Annotated in this window: 13 protein-coding genes; 8 read left to right on the forward strand and 5 right to left on the reverse strand. The window is 57.5% G+C overall.

Features of this window, described 5'->3' with window-relative positions:
• Positions 1 to 149 precede the first annotated feature (149 nt).
• Both PSTEL_RS02315 and PSTEL_RS02320 read left to right on the forward strand, forming a co-directional pair.
• A complete protein-coding gene (locus PSTEL_RS02315) occupies positions 150 to 2,504 on the forward strand; it encodes a heavy metal translocating P-type ATPase (RefSeq protein WP_038693219.1) in 2,355 nt (784 codons plus the stop codon).
• Positions 2,505 to 2,599: 95 nt separating this feature from the next.
• Positions 2,600 to 4,597 carry a methyl-accepting chemotaxis protein gene (locus tag PSTEL_RS02320; protein ID WP_038693221.1) on the forward strand — a complete coding sequence of 666 codons (1,998 nt, stop codon included), beginning with the start codon at positions 2,600 to 2,602 and terminating at the stop codon, positions 4,595 to 4,597.
• A 272-nt stretch (positions 4,598 to 4,869) separates the two neighbouring features.
• On the opposite strand, the gene PSTEL_RS02325 is transcribed toward PSTEL_RS02320, so the two are convergent.
• From PSTEL_RS02325 to PSTEL_RS02335, 3 genes are all read right to left on the reverse strand, one after another.
• Positions 4,870 to 5,829, reverse strand: coding sequence for an L-lactate dehydrogenase (locus PSTEL_RS02325; RefSeq protein ID WP_038693223.1), 960 nt, complete (start codon positions 5,827 to 5,829; stop codon positions 4,870 to 4,872).
• 719 nt (positions 5,830 to 6,548) lie between these two features.
• The gene (locus tag PSTEL_RS02330; RefSeq protein ID WP_038693225.1) at positions 6,549 to 7,055 is read right to left on the reverse strand and encodes a CcdC family protein; all 507 of its coding nucleotides are present in this window, start codon (positions 7,053 to 7,055) and stop codon (positions 6,549 to 6,551) included.
• Between the two features lie 198 nt (positions 7,056 to 7,253).
• Complete coding sequence (locus tag PSTEL_RS02335) at positions 7,254 to 7,511, reverse strand: GlsB/YeaQ/YmgE family stress response membrane protein (RefSeq protein WP_038693228.1); 258 nt, start codon at positions 7,509 to 7,511, stop codon at positions 7,254 to 7,256.
• A gap of 260 nt (positions 7,512 to 7,771) precedes the next feature.
• Here PSTEL_RS02335 and PSTEL_RS02340 point away from each other — a divergent pair, with 260 nt between their 5' ends.
• The 3 genes from PSTEL_RS02340 (at position 7,772) to comX (ending at position 10,116) form a co-directional block, all read left to right on the forward strand.
• The gene (locus tag PSTEL_RS02340) at positions 7,772 to 8,824 is read left to right on the forward strand and encodes a lactonase family protein (RefSeq protein ID WP_038693229.1); all 1,053 of its coding nucleotides are present in this window, start codon (positions 7,772 to 7,774) and stop codon (positions 8,822 to 8,824) included.
• Positions 8,825 to 8,915: 91 nt separating this feature from the next.
• Entirely contained in the window at positions 8,916 to 9,875 is a 960-nt protein-coding gene (locus PSTEL_RS02345; protein WP_038693230.1) for a polyprenyl synthetase family protein, read from the forward strand.
• A 34-nt stretch (positions 9,876 to 9,909) separates the two neighbouring features.
• Entirely contained in the window at positions 9,910 to 10,116 is a 207-nt protein-coding gene (gene comX, locus PSTEL_RS02350) for a competence pheromone ComX (RefSeq protein ID WP_038693232.1), read from the forward strand.
• 70 nt (positions 10,117 to 10,186) lie between these two features.
• On the opposite strand, the gene PSTEL_RS02355 is transcribed toward comX, so the two are convergent.
• Complete coding sequence (locus tag PSTEL_RS02355) at positions 10,187 to 12,490, reverse strand: alpha/beta hydrolase (RefSeq protein WP_052098135.1); 2,304 nt, start codon at positions 12,488 to 12,490, stop codon at positions 10,187 to 10,189.
• A gap of 131 nt (positions 12,491 to 12,621) precedes the next feature.
• Complete coding sequence (locus tag PSTEL_RS02360) at positions 12,622 to 13,023, reverse strand: MerR family transcriptional regulator (protein WP_052098136.1); 402 nt, start codon at positions 13,021 to 13,023, stop codon at positions 12,622 to 12,624.
• 428 nt (positions 13,024 to 13,451) lie between these two features.
• Here PSTEL_RS02360 and PSTEL_RS02365 point away from each other — a divergent pair, with 428 nt between their 5' ends.
• From PSTEL_RS02365 to cysT, 3 genes are all read left to right on the forward strand, one after another.
• A complete protein-coding gene (locus PSTEL_RS02365) occupies positions 13,452 to 14,309 on the forward strand; it encodes a patatin-like phospholipase family protein (RefSeq protein ID WP_038693233.1) in 858 nt (285 codons plus the stop codon).
• A gap of 269 nt (positions 14,310 to 14,578) precedes the next feature.
• A complete protein-coding gene (locus tag PSTEL_RS02370) occupies positions 14,579 to 15,700 on the forward strand; it encodes a sulfate ABC transporter substrate-binding protein (protein ID WP_038693235.1) in 1,122 nt (373 codons plus the stop codon).
• Between the two features lie 98 nt (positions 15,701 to 15,798).
• Positions 15,799 to 16,635: a sulfate ABC transporter permease subunit CysT gene (gene cysT / locus PSTEL_RS02375; RefSeq protein ID WP_038693236.1), complete on the forward strand. Its 837-nt coding sequence runs from the start codon at positions 15,799 to 15,801 to the stop codon at positions 16,633 to 16,635.
• Positions 16,636 to 16,653: the final 18 nt, after the last annotated feature.

Here is a 16,653-nt window from a genome sequence, read left to right on the forward strand (position 1 = left end):
CGTTAATTATACCCGGCTTCCAGATTTCGTCAACACTTTTTTTTGGAACGGATTGACACTGAAAAAGGATGGGGCATATAATGTCGGTAAGAACATATGAACAGTTGCTCATATGTTAATCGTAAGCTTTACGAAAGGGGCTGGAGGCGTTGAGCACGATAGAGCCGACAGAGAAACGGCAATGGATACTCGAAGGTTTGGACTGCGCGAACTGCGCGATGAAAATTGAGAATCGGGTAAAAAAGATGGAGGGCGTCGCCTCCTGTTCCGTCAATTTCGCAACGAAGACATTGACCGTGGAGACGGACAGCCGCTTTCCGGGAGAGGAGCAGGTGCGGAAGACGGTCGTTTCCCTGGAGCCGCATGTGAAGGTTCTGGAGAAAAGATCGTCCGGAGCGGTGCGGACTCCCCGGAATGTGAAAGTCCGGACGGACGGAGCGGAGCTGCGTTCTCTCCGTCCCGTTCATGCCCATGATTCTGCGGCTGCTGCCGATGCTCCGGCTCACAGCCATGCTCATGAGCAAGGGCAACCGCATTCGCATGGTCATGAGCATTCACATGGGCATTCGCATGAGCACGGGGAGGCCCACGCTCATGGTAATGAAGCCCGCGCGGCATCGGGAGAGGGACATGCCCACAGCCATGGAGAAGGCGGCACGCGGAAGACGGTGCTGCGAATTGCGGCCGGCGCCCTGCTTGCCGCAGCCGGTTATCTGGTTCCTTCCGGCGGCTACCTGGAGCTGGGGCTGTTCCTTCTGGCCTATCTCGCGGCCGGAGGCAGCGTAGTCTGGCAGGCCGTCCGGAATTTGTTCCGCGGCGAGGTGTTCGACGAGAACTTTCTGATGGCTCTGGCGACAGTGGGCGCCTTCGCAATCGGCCAATACCCGGAAGGTGTCGCCGTCATGCTGTTCTATCAGGTCGGCGAGCTGTTCCAGGACCTTGCCGTGAACCGTTCCCGGCGCTCCATCACGGCGCTGATGGATATCCGGCCGGAGACGGCCAGAGTGCGCTTCGCTGACGGAGGAACGCAGATCATGTCTCCTGAGCAGGTGGAGATCGGGGATATTATCGTGGTGCAGCCCGGCGAGAAGGTTCCGCTGGACGGTACGGTAATTGAAGGCAGCGCCATGATGGATACCTCGGCGCTGACAGGTGAGTCGGTGCCGCGCTCGGCGGAGAAGGGAACCGCCGTGCTCAGCGGATTCATCAACAAGAACGGCGTCGTCGCCATCGAGGTTACCCAAATATTCGAGCAGTCCGCCGTCTCCAAAATTCTGGAGCTTGTCGAGAATGCTTCGAACAACAAAGCCAAGACCGAGAACTTCATCACCCGGTTCGCCCGTGCTTACACCCCGGTAGTGGTCATTGCGGCTGCGCTGCTGGCCGTAGTGCCGCCGCTCGTCATCAGCGGAGCGACCTTCTCCGACTGGATTTACCGGGCGCTGGTCTTCCTTGTCATCTCTTGTCCTTGCGCGCTTGTCGTCTCCATCCCGCTCGGCTTCTTCGGCGGCATCGGCGCGGCTTCCCGCAGCGGCATTCTGGTCAAGGGAAGCAATTACCTGGAGGCGCTGAACGATGTAAAGACCGTCGTGTTCGACAAGACGGGGACGCTGACCAAGGGGCAGTTCAAAGTAACGGAAATCAATCCGGCGGAAGGCACGAAGAAGGAAGAGCTGCTGCGGCTCGCCGCTTATGCCGAGAGCCATTCGGGCCACCCGATCGCCGAGTCGATTCTGGCGGCTTACGGGGATGAAATTTCGGCAGGCGCCGTGACGGATTACGAGGAGATTTCGGGCCACGGCATCCGGGCCGCCATCGAAGGGCGGACGGTGCTGGCGGGGAACGCGCGGCTTATGAAGCGCGAGGGAATTGCCTTCCGCGAGCCGAAGGCAGCCGGAACCGTCGTCCATCTCGCCGAAGACGGCCGGTATGCTGGCAGCATCGTGATCGCCGACGAGGTGAAGGATGATGCGGCCCGCGCCATCGCCTCTCTCCGTGATGCCGGCATAACGAAGACGGTCATGCTGACCGGTGACGCGGCGGCCGTCGCGGAGGAAGTCGGAAAGCGTCTTGGCGTCGACGAGGTTCATGCCGAGCTTCTGCCGCAGCACAAGGTAGAGAGAATCGAACGGCTGGAAGCGGAGACGCGGGGAACGGGCAAAATCGCCTTCGTCGGCGACGGCATCAATGACACACCGGTGCTGGCCCGGGCAGATGTGGGGATCGCGATGGGCGGTCTCGGCTCGGATGCGGCTATCGAAGCGGCCGACATTGTAATTATGACCGACGAACCATCCAAGATCGGAACGGCCATCGGCATCGCGCGGCGGACAAGAGCCATTGTCTGGCAAAATATCGTGCTGGCGCTCGGGGTCAAGGGAGCGTTTCTGCTACTCGGAGCTTTCGGCATTGCCACCATGTGGGAGGCAGTCTTCTCGGATGTGGGCGTTACCGTACTCGCCGTTCTCAACAGCATGAGAGCGCTGCGGCGTGTCGAAGTCTGATACTAAAGTCCTGAAATCATTTCCTTTTATCTAATAATATTGTCGAATCTTTCCGATATAAGTATTTGGAAATATTTATACTCGGAGGGAAAGCTATGAAATCAATCTCATTCAGGGGCCGGCCGATGTCGATTCGTGCAAAATGGTCCCTGGCCCAGCTTGCGGTGGCCATCGTGCCCCTGCTGGGAGTAACCATCTTTCTCATCAGCTATTTCGGAGGAGTCACGCGGGAGGAGAACCAGGAGCAGGCAAGACAGATTCTGCAATCCAACAGCATGAGAATCAAGGAATGGCTGGATGCCAAGACATCGGCGGTTCAGGAACTCGCCGCGAAGCATAAGGAGCTGGACTTGAGCCAGCCGAAGACGGTATTCCCGGTCCTGCAGGCACTGGAAGACAGCGACAAGCAGACCGAGGGCTACAGCGTTATCGGCCGCGACGGGCAGCTGCTCAACGCTCTGGGATTGACGGCTGACATGAGCAAATCGGCGTATTTTACCCAGGCGAAAGCGCAGCTGGTCCCGGCGGTTAATGAAATGTCCTATCTGGACGCGGTGAAGAAATATATTATTCCGGTCATCGTGCCGCTTACGGATTCCAGCAAGCAGTTCGCGGGCGGCATTGCTTTCTCGGTGACGCCGGAAGTGCTGACCGCAATGAGCAAGAGCATTCAGCTGGAGAAGTCCGGCTATGCTTCCGTCGTCTCGGGAGAGGGGCAGTATTACGCTTATCCCGATGAGAAGCGGATCGGCAAGAAGATGGCGGATTTCGCATCATCGTCGGATGTCAAAGCGGCGGTAAAGAATATTCTCGGCAAAGAGAACGGCTCCGAAACGTACCGTGAGAACGGAAAGAAGGTTATTACATACTTTGAGAAGATCCCGGGCACCGACTGGCGGCTTCTTCTTACCGTTCCGGAGGCGGAGATCTACAACAGCGTGAACAAGGCGCAGCTCCTTACGCTGTTGATCGTACTGGTTGCGGTTATTATCATTGGAGCTGCCGCGCTCTTCCTTACCCGGCTTGCAACGAAGCCGATTCTGGCAGTATCGCGTTCCGTCACCCGGCTGGCGGACGGGCATCTGGATGAACGGGTGGAGGTAGCTTCCCAGGATGAAATCGGGCGTCTGTGCGCGGGTATCAACGACATGGCGCAGTCGCTCTCGGAAATCGTGGGCAATATCAAGAGCACGGCATCCGAAGTCTCGTTCTCTTCCAGTACGCTGCTGGAGGCGGTTCAATATTCTTCGGACAGTCTGGGGCAGGTAGCTTCGGATATTCAGGAGACGGCGGCGGGAATGGAGAGCCAGTTCGTCGGCGTCGAGCAGTCCGCCAGAGCCACGGAGGAAATGGCGGTGGGCGTGCAGCGGATCGCCGAATCTTCTTCCACGGTGTCCGAGGGTGCCGACGGAGTGGCGGAGGAAGTCGAGAAGGGCTATGTTGTCATTCATTCCGCGCTCAAGCAAATGGATGCTATCGGCTTATCGGCTCGCCAGACAGCCGATATGATCGAACGCCTTACCCGGCATTCGTCGGAGATCGGCGAAATCGTCCATGTGATTTCGGATATTGCCAGCCAGACATCGCTGCTGTCTCTGAACGCATCCATCGAAGCCGCCCGGGCCGGCGAGCATGGCCGCGGCTTCGGGGTAGTTGCCGAGGAGGTCAAGAAGTTGGCTGAGCAGACCGGCCAATCCGTTGCCAGTATTTCGGATCTCATACGCGAGGTGCAGGAGACGACAGCAACGGCGGCCGCTTCCATGACCGGAAATATGGGAGAAATCGAGGCGGGCATCGCCCAAATGCGGGATGCCGGAGAGTCGTTCGACCATATCCGGGCCTCCATCCGGGAAGTATCGCTTCAGATGCAGGATGTATCGGCAACGACGGAGCAGATTTCGGCGGGCACCGAGGAGATCAACGCATCGATGGCGGAGATGTACAATTCCATCGGCAAGTCGATGAAGAAATCCCGGCAGGTCGTTCAGTCCTCGCAGGAACAGGTGGCGCTGATGGCGGAGATGGCGATCTCCGTTCAGCAGATGAACGGTTTGATGAGCGAACTGGAGAAGCAAATCCAGCGTTTTGCGTAATAGACCGGTTATACCGGCGGCATAACAAAGATAATAAAGGGGCGATCCCGGCCATGATATGGCCTGCGGGATCGCCCCATTTTTTGTCCCGGGATGTTCCTGATGTCCCGGGATGTTCTCGGATGTTCCGGTATGTTCTCGGATGTCCCGGTATGTCTCGGATGTTCCGGGATGCTCCGGGTAAATGCCGGGAGGCCGAAGCCTGCCCCGGAAATCGCTTGCGATAGATGCAGGCGGCGGAACCGGAACTTGAATCCGTCAGCGGATCGCCCTTAAGCCCCGGCAGGCTTCAAGCTATCGATTCCGGCGCGGATTATATTGCACGAGGAGAGGAACTTGGCGTTCTCCTCTTCGTTGAGATTCAGTTCAAGCAGCTCCTGGATGCCCTCGCCGGCAATGATGGCGGGCGCGCCGATGCAGATGCCGCTCTGGCCGTATTCCCCGTCCAGGATGGCGGAGACCGCGATGATCTTGTGCTCGTCGTTCAGAATGGAACGGGTAATATAGGCAAGCGCGCTGCCGATTCCGAAATGGGTAGAGCCCTTGCGGGTGAAGATCTCCCAGCCGGCATCCTTCGTCTTGCGGGCGATATCGTTCAAATCCAGATGCTTGAAGCGTTCGCGGTGCTGCTCCAGAATATGCAGAATCGGCTTGCCGCCGATGGTTACATGCGACCAGGCGACAAACTGCGATTCGCCGTGTTCTCCCATAGCATAACCGTTGACGCTGCGGGGATCGATCGAGAACACTTCCGAGAGCAGCGTCTTCAGCCGTGATGAGTCGATTGAGGTTCCCGTTCCGATTACCCGGTGGCGGGGAAGCCCCGATATTTGCCATACGAGATAAGTTACAATATCAACCGGGTTCGCAGCAATCACAAAGATCCCGTCGAAGCCGCTTGCCATGATTGGTTCAACAATGCTGCGGGTAATGACCGCCGCTTCATCCAGTACATCAAGCCGGGTCTGGCCCGCCTTCGGGTTCGCTCCCGCCGTCAAAATCACAATGTCCATACTGCCGCAGTCGCTTGCAGTTCCGGCGTAGACTTTGGTGCGCGTTCCCATGAAATCCGCGCAGTGCGACAGATCGAGCGCTTGGGCCATCGCCCGGTCGTAAGTGCGGTCGACCATCATAATTTCATCGCAGATGGATTGATTGACCATGGAATAGGCGCAGCTGGAGCCGACCATCCCGGAGCCGACGATCGCCACTTTTCTTGATTTGCTTTTCATAAGCCCATCCTCGCTTTTCTCTTGAATGCATCATTTCTTCAGGTCCGAAAGTCCGGTCTGTGCTTATAGTTTACCTTATTCGCAGTTAAGTTACCTGACATGGGTGAAAAAAGGTACATGTCTCCGGCGCGTTTCGTGAAAGTTAAGAGGCGGGTATAAGCGCCAAAAGACCCGGCAGGCGCTGTTCATGCCTGCCGGGTCTGCCGCATTAGCGGATCTATAGACTACTTGACTTGGATGATGTTTCCCACCGGCCACGGAATCCGCTTACAGTTGCAGACAGGCATAACCTTAGAGCAGCAGCCTTCCGGCTTCGGCGTCCGCGCTCAGGCAGGCGCATTCATCTTTTATGTAAGCGGTTTCCGTCGACACAGTTCACATTATATGGCAATCAGGTAACTGACAATACCCGGTAAATCACGCTAAAAAAACCTAAACAATTAGGACTCGGTACAGAAATAATAAGGAAAAATCCCATCCAAATTTGACAATTATCCCTATGGAATTAGACATTTTACCCCATGCAGATCATAGCGCTGGAACGGGCATCTTAACGAGTCGAATGGGAAGGAACAACCGATAGTACGGGGAGGGAGCGGCCGATAGTATAAAAAAGACGGCAGTTCCTGACCGTGAGGTGAGGAACCGCCGTCCTTGGCGAAGATCGACTGCATGAGTGAAGGCAGCCTGTATGGTGAGGCCTTCCGGCCCGGCGGCACTCATGGAGTCTGCCGGGGAAGAGCCGTGTCTGACGGGACCATCGTGCGGTAGGTTCTGTACATGAACACCCGCCAATGCACGATCATTCCGAACGCCAGAATAAAGAACAGGCCGCCCGATTGCGGAATCGAGATATACCGGTCGATAAATTCATGCAGAAGGGTGCGGACCAGCAGCAGACCGAGCAGCACCAGCGCGAAGCTCTTGGAGCGCTTGGCGTAGATGAGCCCTTCTTTCTGATGAAAGCTAGTCGTTCGGATCAGAGGATATGCGAAGATAAACCAGCCTGCCAGAAACGCAATCAATGCCCACCAAAGGGGAACCCGGACCTCGGGGACGATGAACATCATGAACCCGGTTGACATGCCCAGAGGGGGAATAATGATTTTTCGGATAGTTACGGGGCGGTCGCTTGCCTTTAATCGGATGAAGATCACCATCAGCGCCATGAACAGAGCGCCAAGGGTTGAACCGATATGCAGATACGACGGGTTGATGCTGCCCATGACTCACGGTCCTCTCTTATATGGAAGTGAAAGTGTGTGCGTAGCTTCCATTATATCAGAAAAGCTTTCCAGCGCCCAAATACCCGCCCGTGCGGTTGTCCGGGGGAGAAGCGTTTGGATATAGGGCAAAAACCGCAGGCTTCTGCCTGCGGTTTAGAGGGCATGATTTTATTTTTCAAAATCGAAGTGGTACATTGGTTAAGAACGGGTTCGTCCGCCCATGGAACGCATCACAAGGCTGACGATTGCAATCAGAACGATCGCGCCGATCAGGGATGGGAGAACATAGAAGTCGCTGACGCGCGGCCCCCAATCACCGAGAAAACCGCCCAGCCAAGAACCAAGGATACCGGCGATGATGTTGCCGATGATACCTCCCGGAATATCTCTGCCCATGATGAGACCAGCCAGCCAACCAATAATTCCGCCAACTATCAGCATCCATATGAAACTCATGTTGCTTCAGCTCCTTTTGGTTTATTGTCTTGGATGCTAACTATTAACCTCAAGCAAAAGGTTTAAATCAGGTCCAATTTTTCCCAAAAAAAGAGGAAGTACATGCATGCCGGAGGCTCAAAATGGAGGATGCTTTGGTTTTGGCAGGAGCAGGGCAAAGTTCTCGTATAGCCGCGTTTCCCCCCTACTTGCAAGGGTAATAAAGAAGAAGAGGGCGGAAGCCCGCCCGTACATAAGATAACCTGAGGAGGAGCTCTGTCATGAAGCATCCAGATGAAATTCTGTTCTATGTCGGAACCTACGGTCCCGCCGATCAGCCGTCCATCCATCTGTGCGCCTTGAACATAAAGGATGGAGAGATGAGAAGAATCGGTGGAACCGCCGGGATCGGGAATCCGTCGTACATAACCCTGGACAGCCGGCAGCAAGTGCTGTATGCCGTCAGCGAGAAGGGGAGCGGTGAAGCCGCGGCTTTTTCGGTGGACGCCGAAACCATGGAGCTTGCTCCGCTGGGCAGCCGGGCAACCGAAGGGGCAGATCCCTGCTATGTGTCGGTCAGCCAAGATGGCAAGCATGTGCTCGTCTCCAATTATTCCGGCGGCAATATCAACGCGTATCCGGTCAATCCGGATGGTTCGCTTGGTGAGATGACCTCTAACGTCAGACATCAGGGAGCCGGAGTCCGCCCGGACCGTCAGGAGGGACCGCATCCCCATTCCATTAACCCGGAACCGGGCAGCGAGTGGATAATGGTATGCGATCTTGGGCTGGACCGGATTATGCTGTACCGGCTGGAAGCCGGGAAGCTTGTCCTTCAGCGCGAAGTGTCTCTGCCGGAAGGAGCGGGACCGAGGCATCTGGCGTTCCATCCGGACGGAAAGCGGGTGTATTGCATCAACGAGCTGAACAACACGGTCACGGTCTTCACTTATGACGCGGTGGCCGGTACTCTGAAAGCTCTGCAGCATGTGCCGACGCTTCCCGAGCATTATGTGCCCGGCAGCGACGATACGGCGGCTGATATCCATGTCTCTCCCTGCGGCCGCTTTCTATATGCTTCAAACCGCGGGTATGACAGCGTCGCGCTGTTCCATATCGACAGTGAGACCGGCCTGCTGACTGCTGCCGATTGGCAGATCACCGGCGGACGGACGCCGCGCAACTTCGCGATCTGCCAAGGCTGGCTGCTGGCCGCCAATCAGGGCAGTGACAACATCACCTCCTTCCGGATCGATGCCGAGAGCGGGCGTCTGATCCCGACGGGCAATGAACTCGGCATCTCTTCGCCGGTCTGCATCGCTCCGGTGAATTAGTGAACGGGACGCTCTGAAGAACGTATAAAAAAAATGAGCAAGCCCGCTGTCGTTTTGAAGGAATTGGTAAATAAAGATCGAATATCTAGCAATGACAGGATGGAAACGACAGAAGAAGCTCAAAAGCGAGGGCAGAATGGAGCATTTTGCAGAATCCGTAGGCAGGGAAATCAGGGAAGCCGTACGGGATTATTTCCAAGTGCCGTCTTTGCAAGGTCCGGCGCTTGCCTGTGCGGAAGAGAAACTGAGAGGAGGGATGCCCTGCGGCAAGCTGACCGTGTTGCATTATCATGCTTTCGGTGGAAGCGACCCGGCTGTGTACCGGGCGGCGGCGGCGGTTGAACTGATGATTCTCGGTGCTGATATTATCGACGATCTGCAGGATCGGGACGATCAGGACTCGGCTTGGAATAGAATCCGTCCCGAAGTGGCGCTTAATATCGCCGTGGGGATGACGATTCTGTCCCAGCAGCTCCTGCTTACCGGCAGCTTCCCGCTCGAAAGGGTCCACCTGGCCGTTCAGTTCATGAACGCAAGAACCCTGGCGGCCCTGAATGGGCAAACGACCGATCTTCTGAACGAAATCCGGGACGAAGAGGATTATTTGGCCATGATACGGGAGAAGTCGGCCGGATTTGTCGTGGCGGCTTGCATGATCGGTACGGTGCTGGCAACGGGAGAGGTCAAGGAAGAGGTAGCCGAATATGCCGAGGAACTGGGCATGGCCGAGCAGATCAAGAATGATGCCAACGATTTGCTGAACCGGCAAAAAGGCGACCTGTTAAGCCGCAAGCGGACGCTGTCCACCCTGTTCTTGCTGCAGTATTTGCCGGAGAACAGCCGCTGGATCGCAGACTATTTTGACGGAATGCTGGAGCCGGAAGAAATGATTGGCCGCATGGATGAGTTTGAACGGGTATTGGAGGAGACAGGGGCTTATCTGTATACCTCGGTCATGATCCGAACCCGGAGCTACCGTTTTGTGGAACTGGTTAACAAGCTGGACATTGACGCTTACTGGAAAAACCGTATTCTCGCTCTGGCCGAATAGACCGGGCGCAACTAATCGATTGGGGGAATTTATCATGTTAAAAGAACTGATCCATAGCTTAATGAAGGATTCTGCCGCAGCCCATCGTGTTAAGAACGGCCAGTTGGAGATTGCCGGAATCAGTGAAATCGAACGGAGAGCGCTGACCGATGCGCTCGCAGCCGACCGCGGAGTCATGAAGGCTGAAGAACTGGGAGTCTGGAACTCCGTTGCAGAATCGTCTGCCATCAAAGCGCTGTAATTCATCTTTCATATAAAAGAAGCCGAACAGCCCTGACCCGGAATGTCCCGGATCAGGGCTGTTCATGCTTCTAAAGGACGCTGAATGGCGTTGATCCCTGGCTGCCGTAAAAGCCGATATCATCAAGCATAACGGCATCGCCCTTCTGCCCCAGGTAGAACGTGACGGATTTCAGATGTGCCGGGTCGAAGGCGGCGTTCTTCTGCCGGAAGAGCGCGACCGGAATCCGGTAGGTTTGAAACACGGCTTCGGTGGAGTTGGCGAATTTGCCGCCTGCGACCTGCTTCTCCAGCCATGCGGTGCGAGTAAACCGGGTTTGGGGGAGAGGCAGCGGCGTCATGACCGACGACAGTGACACCCGGGAGGCGGCGCCGGCGGTATCGGTAAGCTCAACATCAATTTCCGGAGCGCCGGAGTCAGACGTTCCCTGCAAATTGGACATGGAGAAGGATAAGCCTTCCGCTCCCGACAGCACCTGATCCATAACAGGCCCCGATTGAAGCGAAAGACGGTAATATCCCTCCGATTTGAAATCCGGGTCCGTGACCTCCAGCCGAACACCGTAGGTGTCTTTGCTTCCGCCCTCCCGGTTCTTGACGGTCTCCTCACTAAGGCGAAGCCCGGCGTAAGCTGCCGAGGCCCCAAGGCTGGCCGTACCGGAATCCCGGTCTTCGTCAAAGCCGGCAATCAAGGCCAGCGTGCCGTCCTCGTAGCGGTTGAAATAGGACGTCCCGGCGGGAAGCCATGCCAGTCCGCTGCGGTAATCCTGAAATAGTCCGGCATAGGCTCGGTTGCCGTGCAGCGATGTCTCCAGGAAGGCGGAGACATATACCTTGGCGATCCGCCGCTGCTCTTCGCCTTCCATAATATCGCTCCGGTTTAGAAACAGGCCGGCGGGCGGTGACAGATCATACAGGCCCCAACTGGTATTGAACTGGCTGTGGTTCGCCCCGCCGATATACAGCGACGACTTGAAAGCGGAGCTGCCTTGCAAGTAGAAGGTCCGGATATATTGCCGGTCACCATCGAAATTATGGACGTCTCCGTCATGGGCACCCTGCAGCGTCAAATAGCTGATATCTTGCAGCTCGGCCTTCTCTCCGTCCACCGTCTGGTCGGTCGGGGCCAGAGCGGCTATGGCCGAGATCCGGTAACGCTCCGATGAGAGCAGCACGGGATCGGCACTAAACCAGCGCCCGGCATCGGCTGCCATAGCCGCAGCCTGGCCGCCCCGGCTGTGCCCGATCAGAGCGGTCCGGGAATAATCAATCTTGCCGAAGAACGGATTGCCCGGCGTATCGCTATACTCCGCAAGCTGCTCCAGATGCTTCAGGATGATCCAGGCCCGGAGCTTGTAGTCATTGTCCGGAATGTCCGACCAGGCGGAATAATTCAGGAAATTCTCGTCCAGCGATACGGCAATGAAGCCGCGGCTTGCCAGAAGCTCTCCGAGATAGGCGTACCCGGTGTCGGAGAAATCCTCCATGCTGTGATTGCCGTGGACGATGAGCACAAGAGGAAATGGCCCTTCGCCTTCCGGCATCCAGACTCTTCCGTTCAGCGGCAGCGCATCCGGGCCGAACCCCCAGAACCAGGTGCGCAGCCGCGTCCATCCGCTCGTGTAGGAAGAGGCGTCAGCCGGCTCCGAGATCAGCTCTGCCTGCGCGCCAAATTCGGGCCGGTGCCGGTCGGACCCGCTGCCATAGGTGAAACTGCGGTAAGCGTACGCTCCGGGCAATCCGGGGTTGGGCGCCGTCAGCGGGGCCACGGTGCCGGCGGCTGCGATGCCGCCCGCATCGTCTCTGTCATCCGCGCCGGATTCCGCAGGGAAACCGGCCTGAAAGGCCGGCCCTCCGGGAATCAGGAGGAGGGCGCCGGCAAGCGCGGCCAGGAGCGCCAGGCCCGGCAGCCGCCGTCCTATGCGGATGAGGCCGCAGGCCCAGCCGCCGATTGCGGCTGCAGCCCCTGCGGCGGCTGCGGCTGCGCAGGCGGCGGGGAGCGCGATATCCGAGCTGAGCAGGATAACGAGAACGGCGCCGGCGCTGGCCAGCACGCAGGCGGTGAACAGGCGGGGAAGCCGCAGGCCCAGCAGCGACAGAAGCGCGGCGGCGGGATAGCCGGCGGCCGCCAGCAGGGTCGCGGCCGCCGCAGCCGCGAGCATCAGGTCGAAGGGCCTGCCGAAGCCTGTCGGCACGCCGAGGAGAACGGCGGTGAACGCGGCGAAGCCGATCAGCCAGGGGCCCAGCAGGGCTCCCCGCCATAAGGGCGTATCATAGTGCGCCGTGTCCCGGAGCCGGTGCGCCAGCCATTGTGCTGCGCGTCTGTGCCGCCGCCTCTTCGGCGGCGAAGGCGGCAGCCTGAGTTCTATATTCATGAGTCTCTCTTCCCCCGGTTGGTGTAGGACAAATATCCCCGTATCTAAGATGTGTCAGCATTTTGCATCATTCGAATATCGAATTATTCTATTCACGTCCCGCGCCCGGATCAAGCATGTGTTTCGCGCGGCTAACGGCCTTGGAAGAGGTCATCTCCCGGCGCTCCGCGTCCCGATTCCAGCCGGGCGAGCTTGTTCCGGAGCATCCGGGAGAGCAGCCCTTGAACCTGCTCCAGCTCGGCCTGCTTCCTGCCGATTTCCGAGATCTTCTCCTGCAGGAGATCTATAGTCCTAGGCAGAGACAGCCCGTAAGCATCATTCTCCCGGATCAGTTCCCTAAGTTCCGCCAGCGTAAATCCCGCCGACTGGATTCTCCTGATTGTCAGAAGATGCTCTGCGGCTTCTTCCGTATATTCGCGGTAGTTGTTCGCTTCCCGCCGGACATGGCGCTCATCCAGCAGTCCTTCCTTCTCGTAATAACGGATGGCCGGCGCGCTGAGACCGGTTATGCGGGCCAATGTCTGAATTTTCACCGTATTCTCCTTATACAGAAAAGGGTTTGACCTTCAAGTATACTTAATAGTTTATACTCTAACCGCAGCCCAGGCTGGTGACAAGAGCTTGGGGAGCAGTTAACATTTGCCTCTTCCCGGCTCAGAGGATTTCGCTTGGACAACATAAACGCGGCGCACGACGCTCGATGTAAGACGCTTGATGTAAGACGCTTGATGTAAGACGCTTGATGTAAGACGCTTGATGTAAGACGCTCAATGTACGATGTGCGATGCACGACGCTTAATGTACGATGTACAATATGCGATGCACCATGCTCGATGTACCATGCTCGATGTACCATGCTCGATGTACCATGCTCGATGTACCATGCCCGATCCACGATGCGCGGCCGTCCGAGCGGCAGCCGGGGCTGACATTCACATTCATAATAAGGAGCTGAAGAAATATGCGTGATTTCATACAGCCGAAGGCCGGGACGCGTGCAGTGGTCTTGGGCGGCGGCGGGGTGACGGGAATGGCCTGGGAGATCGGCGTGATGCTGGGCCTGTCCGAGGCCGAGGTTGATCTCGGGAAGGCAGATGCGATATTCGGAACATCGGCGGGCTCTTTTGCCGGAGCCGCGCTGGCTTCCGGCAGCAATCTGCTGGAGCTGTTCGCCGCCCAGTCGGAACCGGCAGAAGCGGAAATTCCGGCATCCGCCGGGGCTAAGGTCCGGGAGAGCTGGCGGAACGCTTTTATCACGGGAGGAAGCGATCCGGAGAAGGTCGGACTTGCCTTTGGAGAACTGGCCAAGCGGTTCCCTGCTCCAGTGCCTCCCGAGCTTCGCCGCAGGGCGGTACAGGCCCGGCTGAAAGCGGAGGAATGGCCGGAGAAGCTCCGGGTAACCGCCATTGAGGCGGATACCGGAGAGCTTCATGTCCTCGGCAAGGAATCGGGCCTGTCCCTGATTGATGCGGTAAGCGCAAGCGGCGCAGTTCCGGGAATATGGCCGATTGTGCATGCTGACGGCAGGGCATGGATTGACGGAGGCATGGTCTCTCCGGCCAATGCGCGCCTGGCGCAAGGATATGAGCGAATCGTGATTCTCGCTCCGATGCCCGGCGGATACGGCTTGATCCCGGGGGCGGCTGAGGAAGCGGCGGCCATGGAGCGGGCTTCGAAGGTGAGCCTGATCGTTCCGGATGCGAATAGCGCCAAAGCGATCGGTCCGAATCCGTACGATCCAAGCCGAAGAGGTCCGGCTGCGATTGCCGGGAGAGAGCAGGGCAGTGGGCTTGCCGAAGCCGTGCGGCGGATGTGGTAAGAAGCTGTCCGCTTCGATTGGCGCAAGCCTATTTTTTTGCAAATAAAAGGTTGACAACAAGGGGGAGCGACAGTATTATAAGTCCATAACCCACTATTTGGGTAGGAATAATAAATATTGTTCTTACCGTACCGACGGAGGAACCCATGTTAAGGACGTACAGCGGCTTTTGTAGCCTCCTTGCGCGCCTACGGGGTTCCTCTGTCTTTTTTTGCAACCAAAACGGGGATGTCAGGGAAGAAAACCTAAAAAATGGGGGAGTGTTGAAGATGAAAAAAGGATGGAGAAAAGGATTGCTGACGGGAGTCGCGCTGCTGCTTACGACGGGGCTTGCGGCTTGCGGCGGAAACAATTCAGAGAACGGCGCATCGGCATCGGCCAAGGCTTCCGCGGGTGCGGCCAGCGCGGCTCCTGCGGCATCGGCGGCGGCGTCGACAGCTCCGGTCTCGAAGGATCCGGTAGAGCTGCTGAACGTATCCTATGACCCAACGCGCGAACTGTACGAAAGCTACAACAAAGCCTTCTCGGCTTATTGGGAGAAAGAACACGGACAAAAAGTAACGATCAAGCAGTCGCATGGCGGTTCCGGCAAGCAGAGCCGTTCCGTTCAGGACGGACTGGAAGCCGACGTAGTGACGCTGGCGCTGGGATATGATATCGACGCCCTGGAGAAGGCCGGACTGATCAACTCGGGCTGGCAGAGCAAATACGATCACAACAGTTCGCCTTACACCTCGACCATCGTGTTCCTGGTCCGCAAGGGAAATCCGAAAGGCATCAAGGACTGGTCGGATCTGCTGAAGGATGATGTGCAGGTCATTACGCCGAATCCGAAGACCTCGGGCGGAGCCCGCTGGAACTTCCTGGCGGCATGGGGCTACGCGCTGGATCATAACAACAATGACGAAGCTAAAGCCCAGGAATTCGTCAAGAACCTGTATACGCATGTGCCTGTGCTGGACAGCGGAGCTCGCGGATCGACTACAACCTTCGTGGAACGGGGGCTTGGAGACGTGCTGATCGCCTGGGAGAACGAAGCTTATCTCTCGGTGAACGAGCTTGGCAAGGATAAGTTTGATATCGTCTATCCGTCGGAGAGCATTTTGGCGGAGCCGCCGGTAGCCGTCGTCGATAAGGTGGTCGACAAGAAGGGCACACGCGAGGTCGCGGAAGCTTATCTGAAATACCTGTACAGCGAAGAAGGCCAGAAAATCGCGGCCGAGAACTACTACCGTCCGACGCTGGACAGCGTAAAGGAAGAATACAAATCCAAGTTCCCGGAAATCAAGCTGTTCACGCTGGCTGACAAATTCGGAACCTGGAAGGAAACGCAGGAGAAGTTCTTTAACGACGGCGGTGTCTTCGACAAGATCTACGTTCCCGGCAAGTAAGACGCAGGGACAATTGGTTGAGGACAAGATCGCGGGCGGTATGGGAAGCTGATCGGCCGACGGTTGCCGAAGGCGCAAGGAAAGGATGAACGAATGCCATGAATGTCACTGCCAAAACGGTCCGGCGCGGCACGCTGCCGGGATTCGGACTCACGATGGGCTATACGGTTCTGTATTTGAGTCTCGTTGTACTGATCCCACTGGCGGCGCTGCTGTTCAATTCCACGGGACTGACGCTGTCGAAGCTATGGGACGTGGCGACAGACCCCCGGGTGCTGGCCTCTTACCGGGTCAGCCTATCGACGGCTGCCGCCGCGGCCCTGGCCGACGGAGTGCTGGGCCTGCTCCTGGCCTGGGTGCTGGCGCGCTACCGCTTCCCGGGCAAGCGGATCTTCGACGCCCTGATCGACCTGCCGTTCGCGCTGCCGACGGCGGTCGCGGGCGTGTCGCTGACGGCGCTCTATTCCGCCAACGGCTGGATCGGCTCGAGGCTTGAGCCGCTAGGCCTCAAGATTGCTTATACGCCGCTTGGCATTACACTGGCATTGATGTTCATCGGCATTCCGTTCGTCGTGCGCACCGTTCAGCCCGTGCTGGAGGACATGGAGAGAGACACGGAGGAGGCAGCGGCCACGCTCGGTGCGGGACGCTGGCGGATCTTCCGCAAGGTGATCCTGCCGGAGCTGATTCCGCCGCTGCTCACCGGATTCGCGCTGGCCTTCGCCAGAGGAATCGGCGAATACGGCTCCGTCGTGTTCATCTCGGGAAATATGCCGATGCGCACGGAAATTGCGCCGCTGCTCATTATGTCGAAGCTGGAGCAGTACGATTACGCCGGAGCGACGGCGGTAGCGATGCTTCTGCTGCTGATTTCCTTCTTGATGATTCTGGTCATTAATCTGCTGCAGCGCTGGGCGCATAACCGTTCAAGATGACAGGGGAGGAGGAATAAT

It is taken from the genome of Paenibacillus stellifer (assembly GCF_000758685.1).
Taxonomy (GTDB): domain Bacteria; phylum Bacillota; class Bacilli; order Paenibacillales; family Paenibacillaceae; genus Paenibacillus_AQ; species Paenibacillus_AQ stellifer.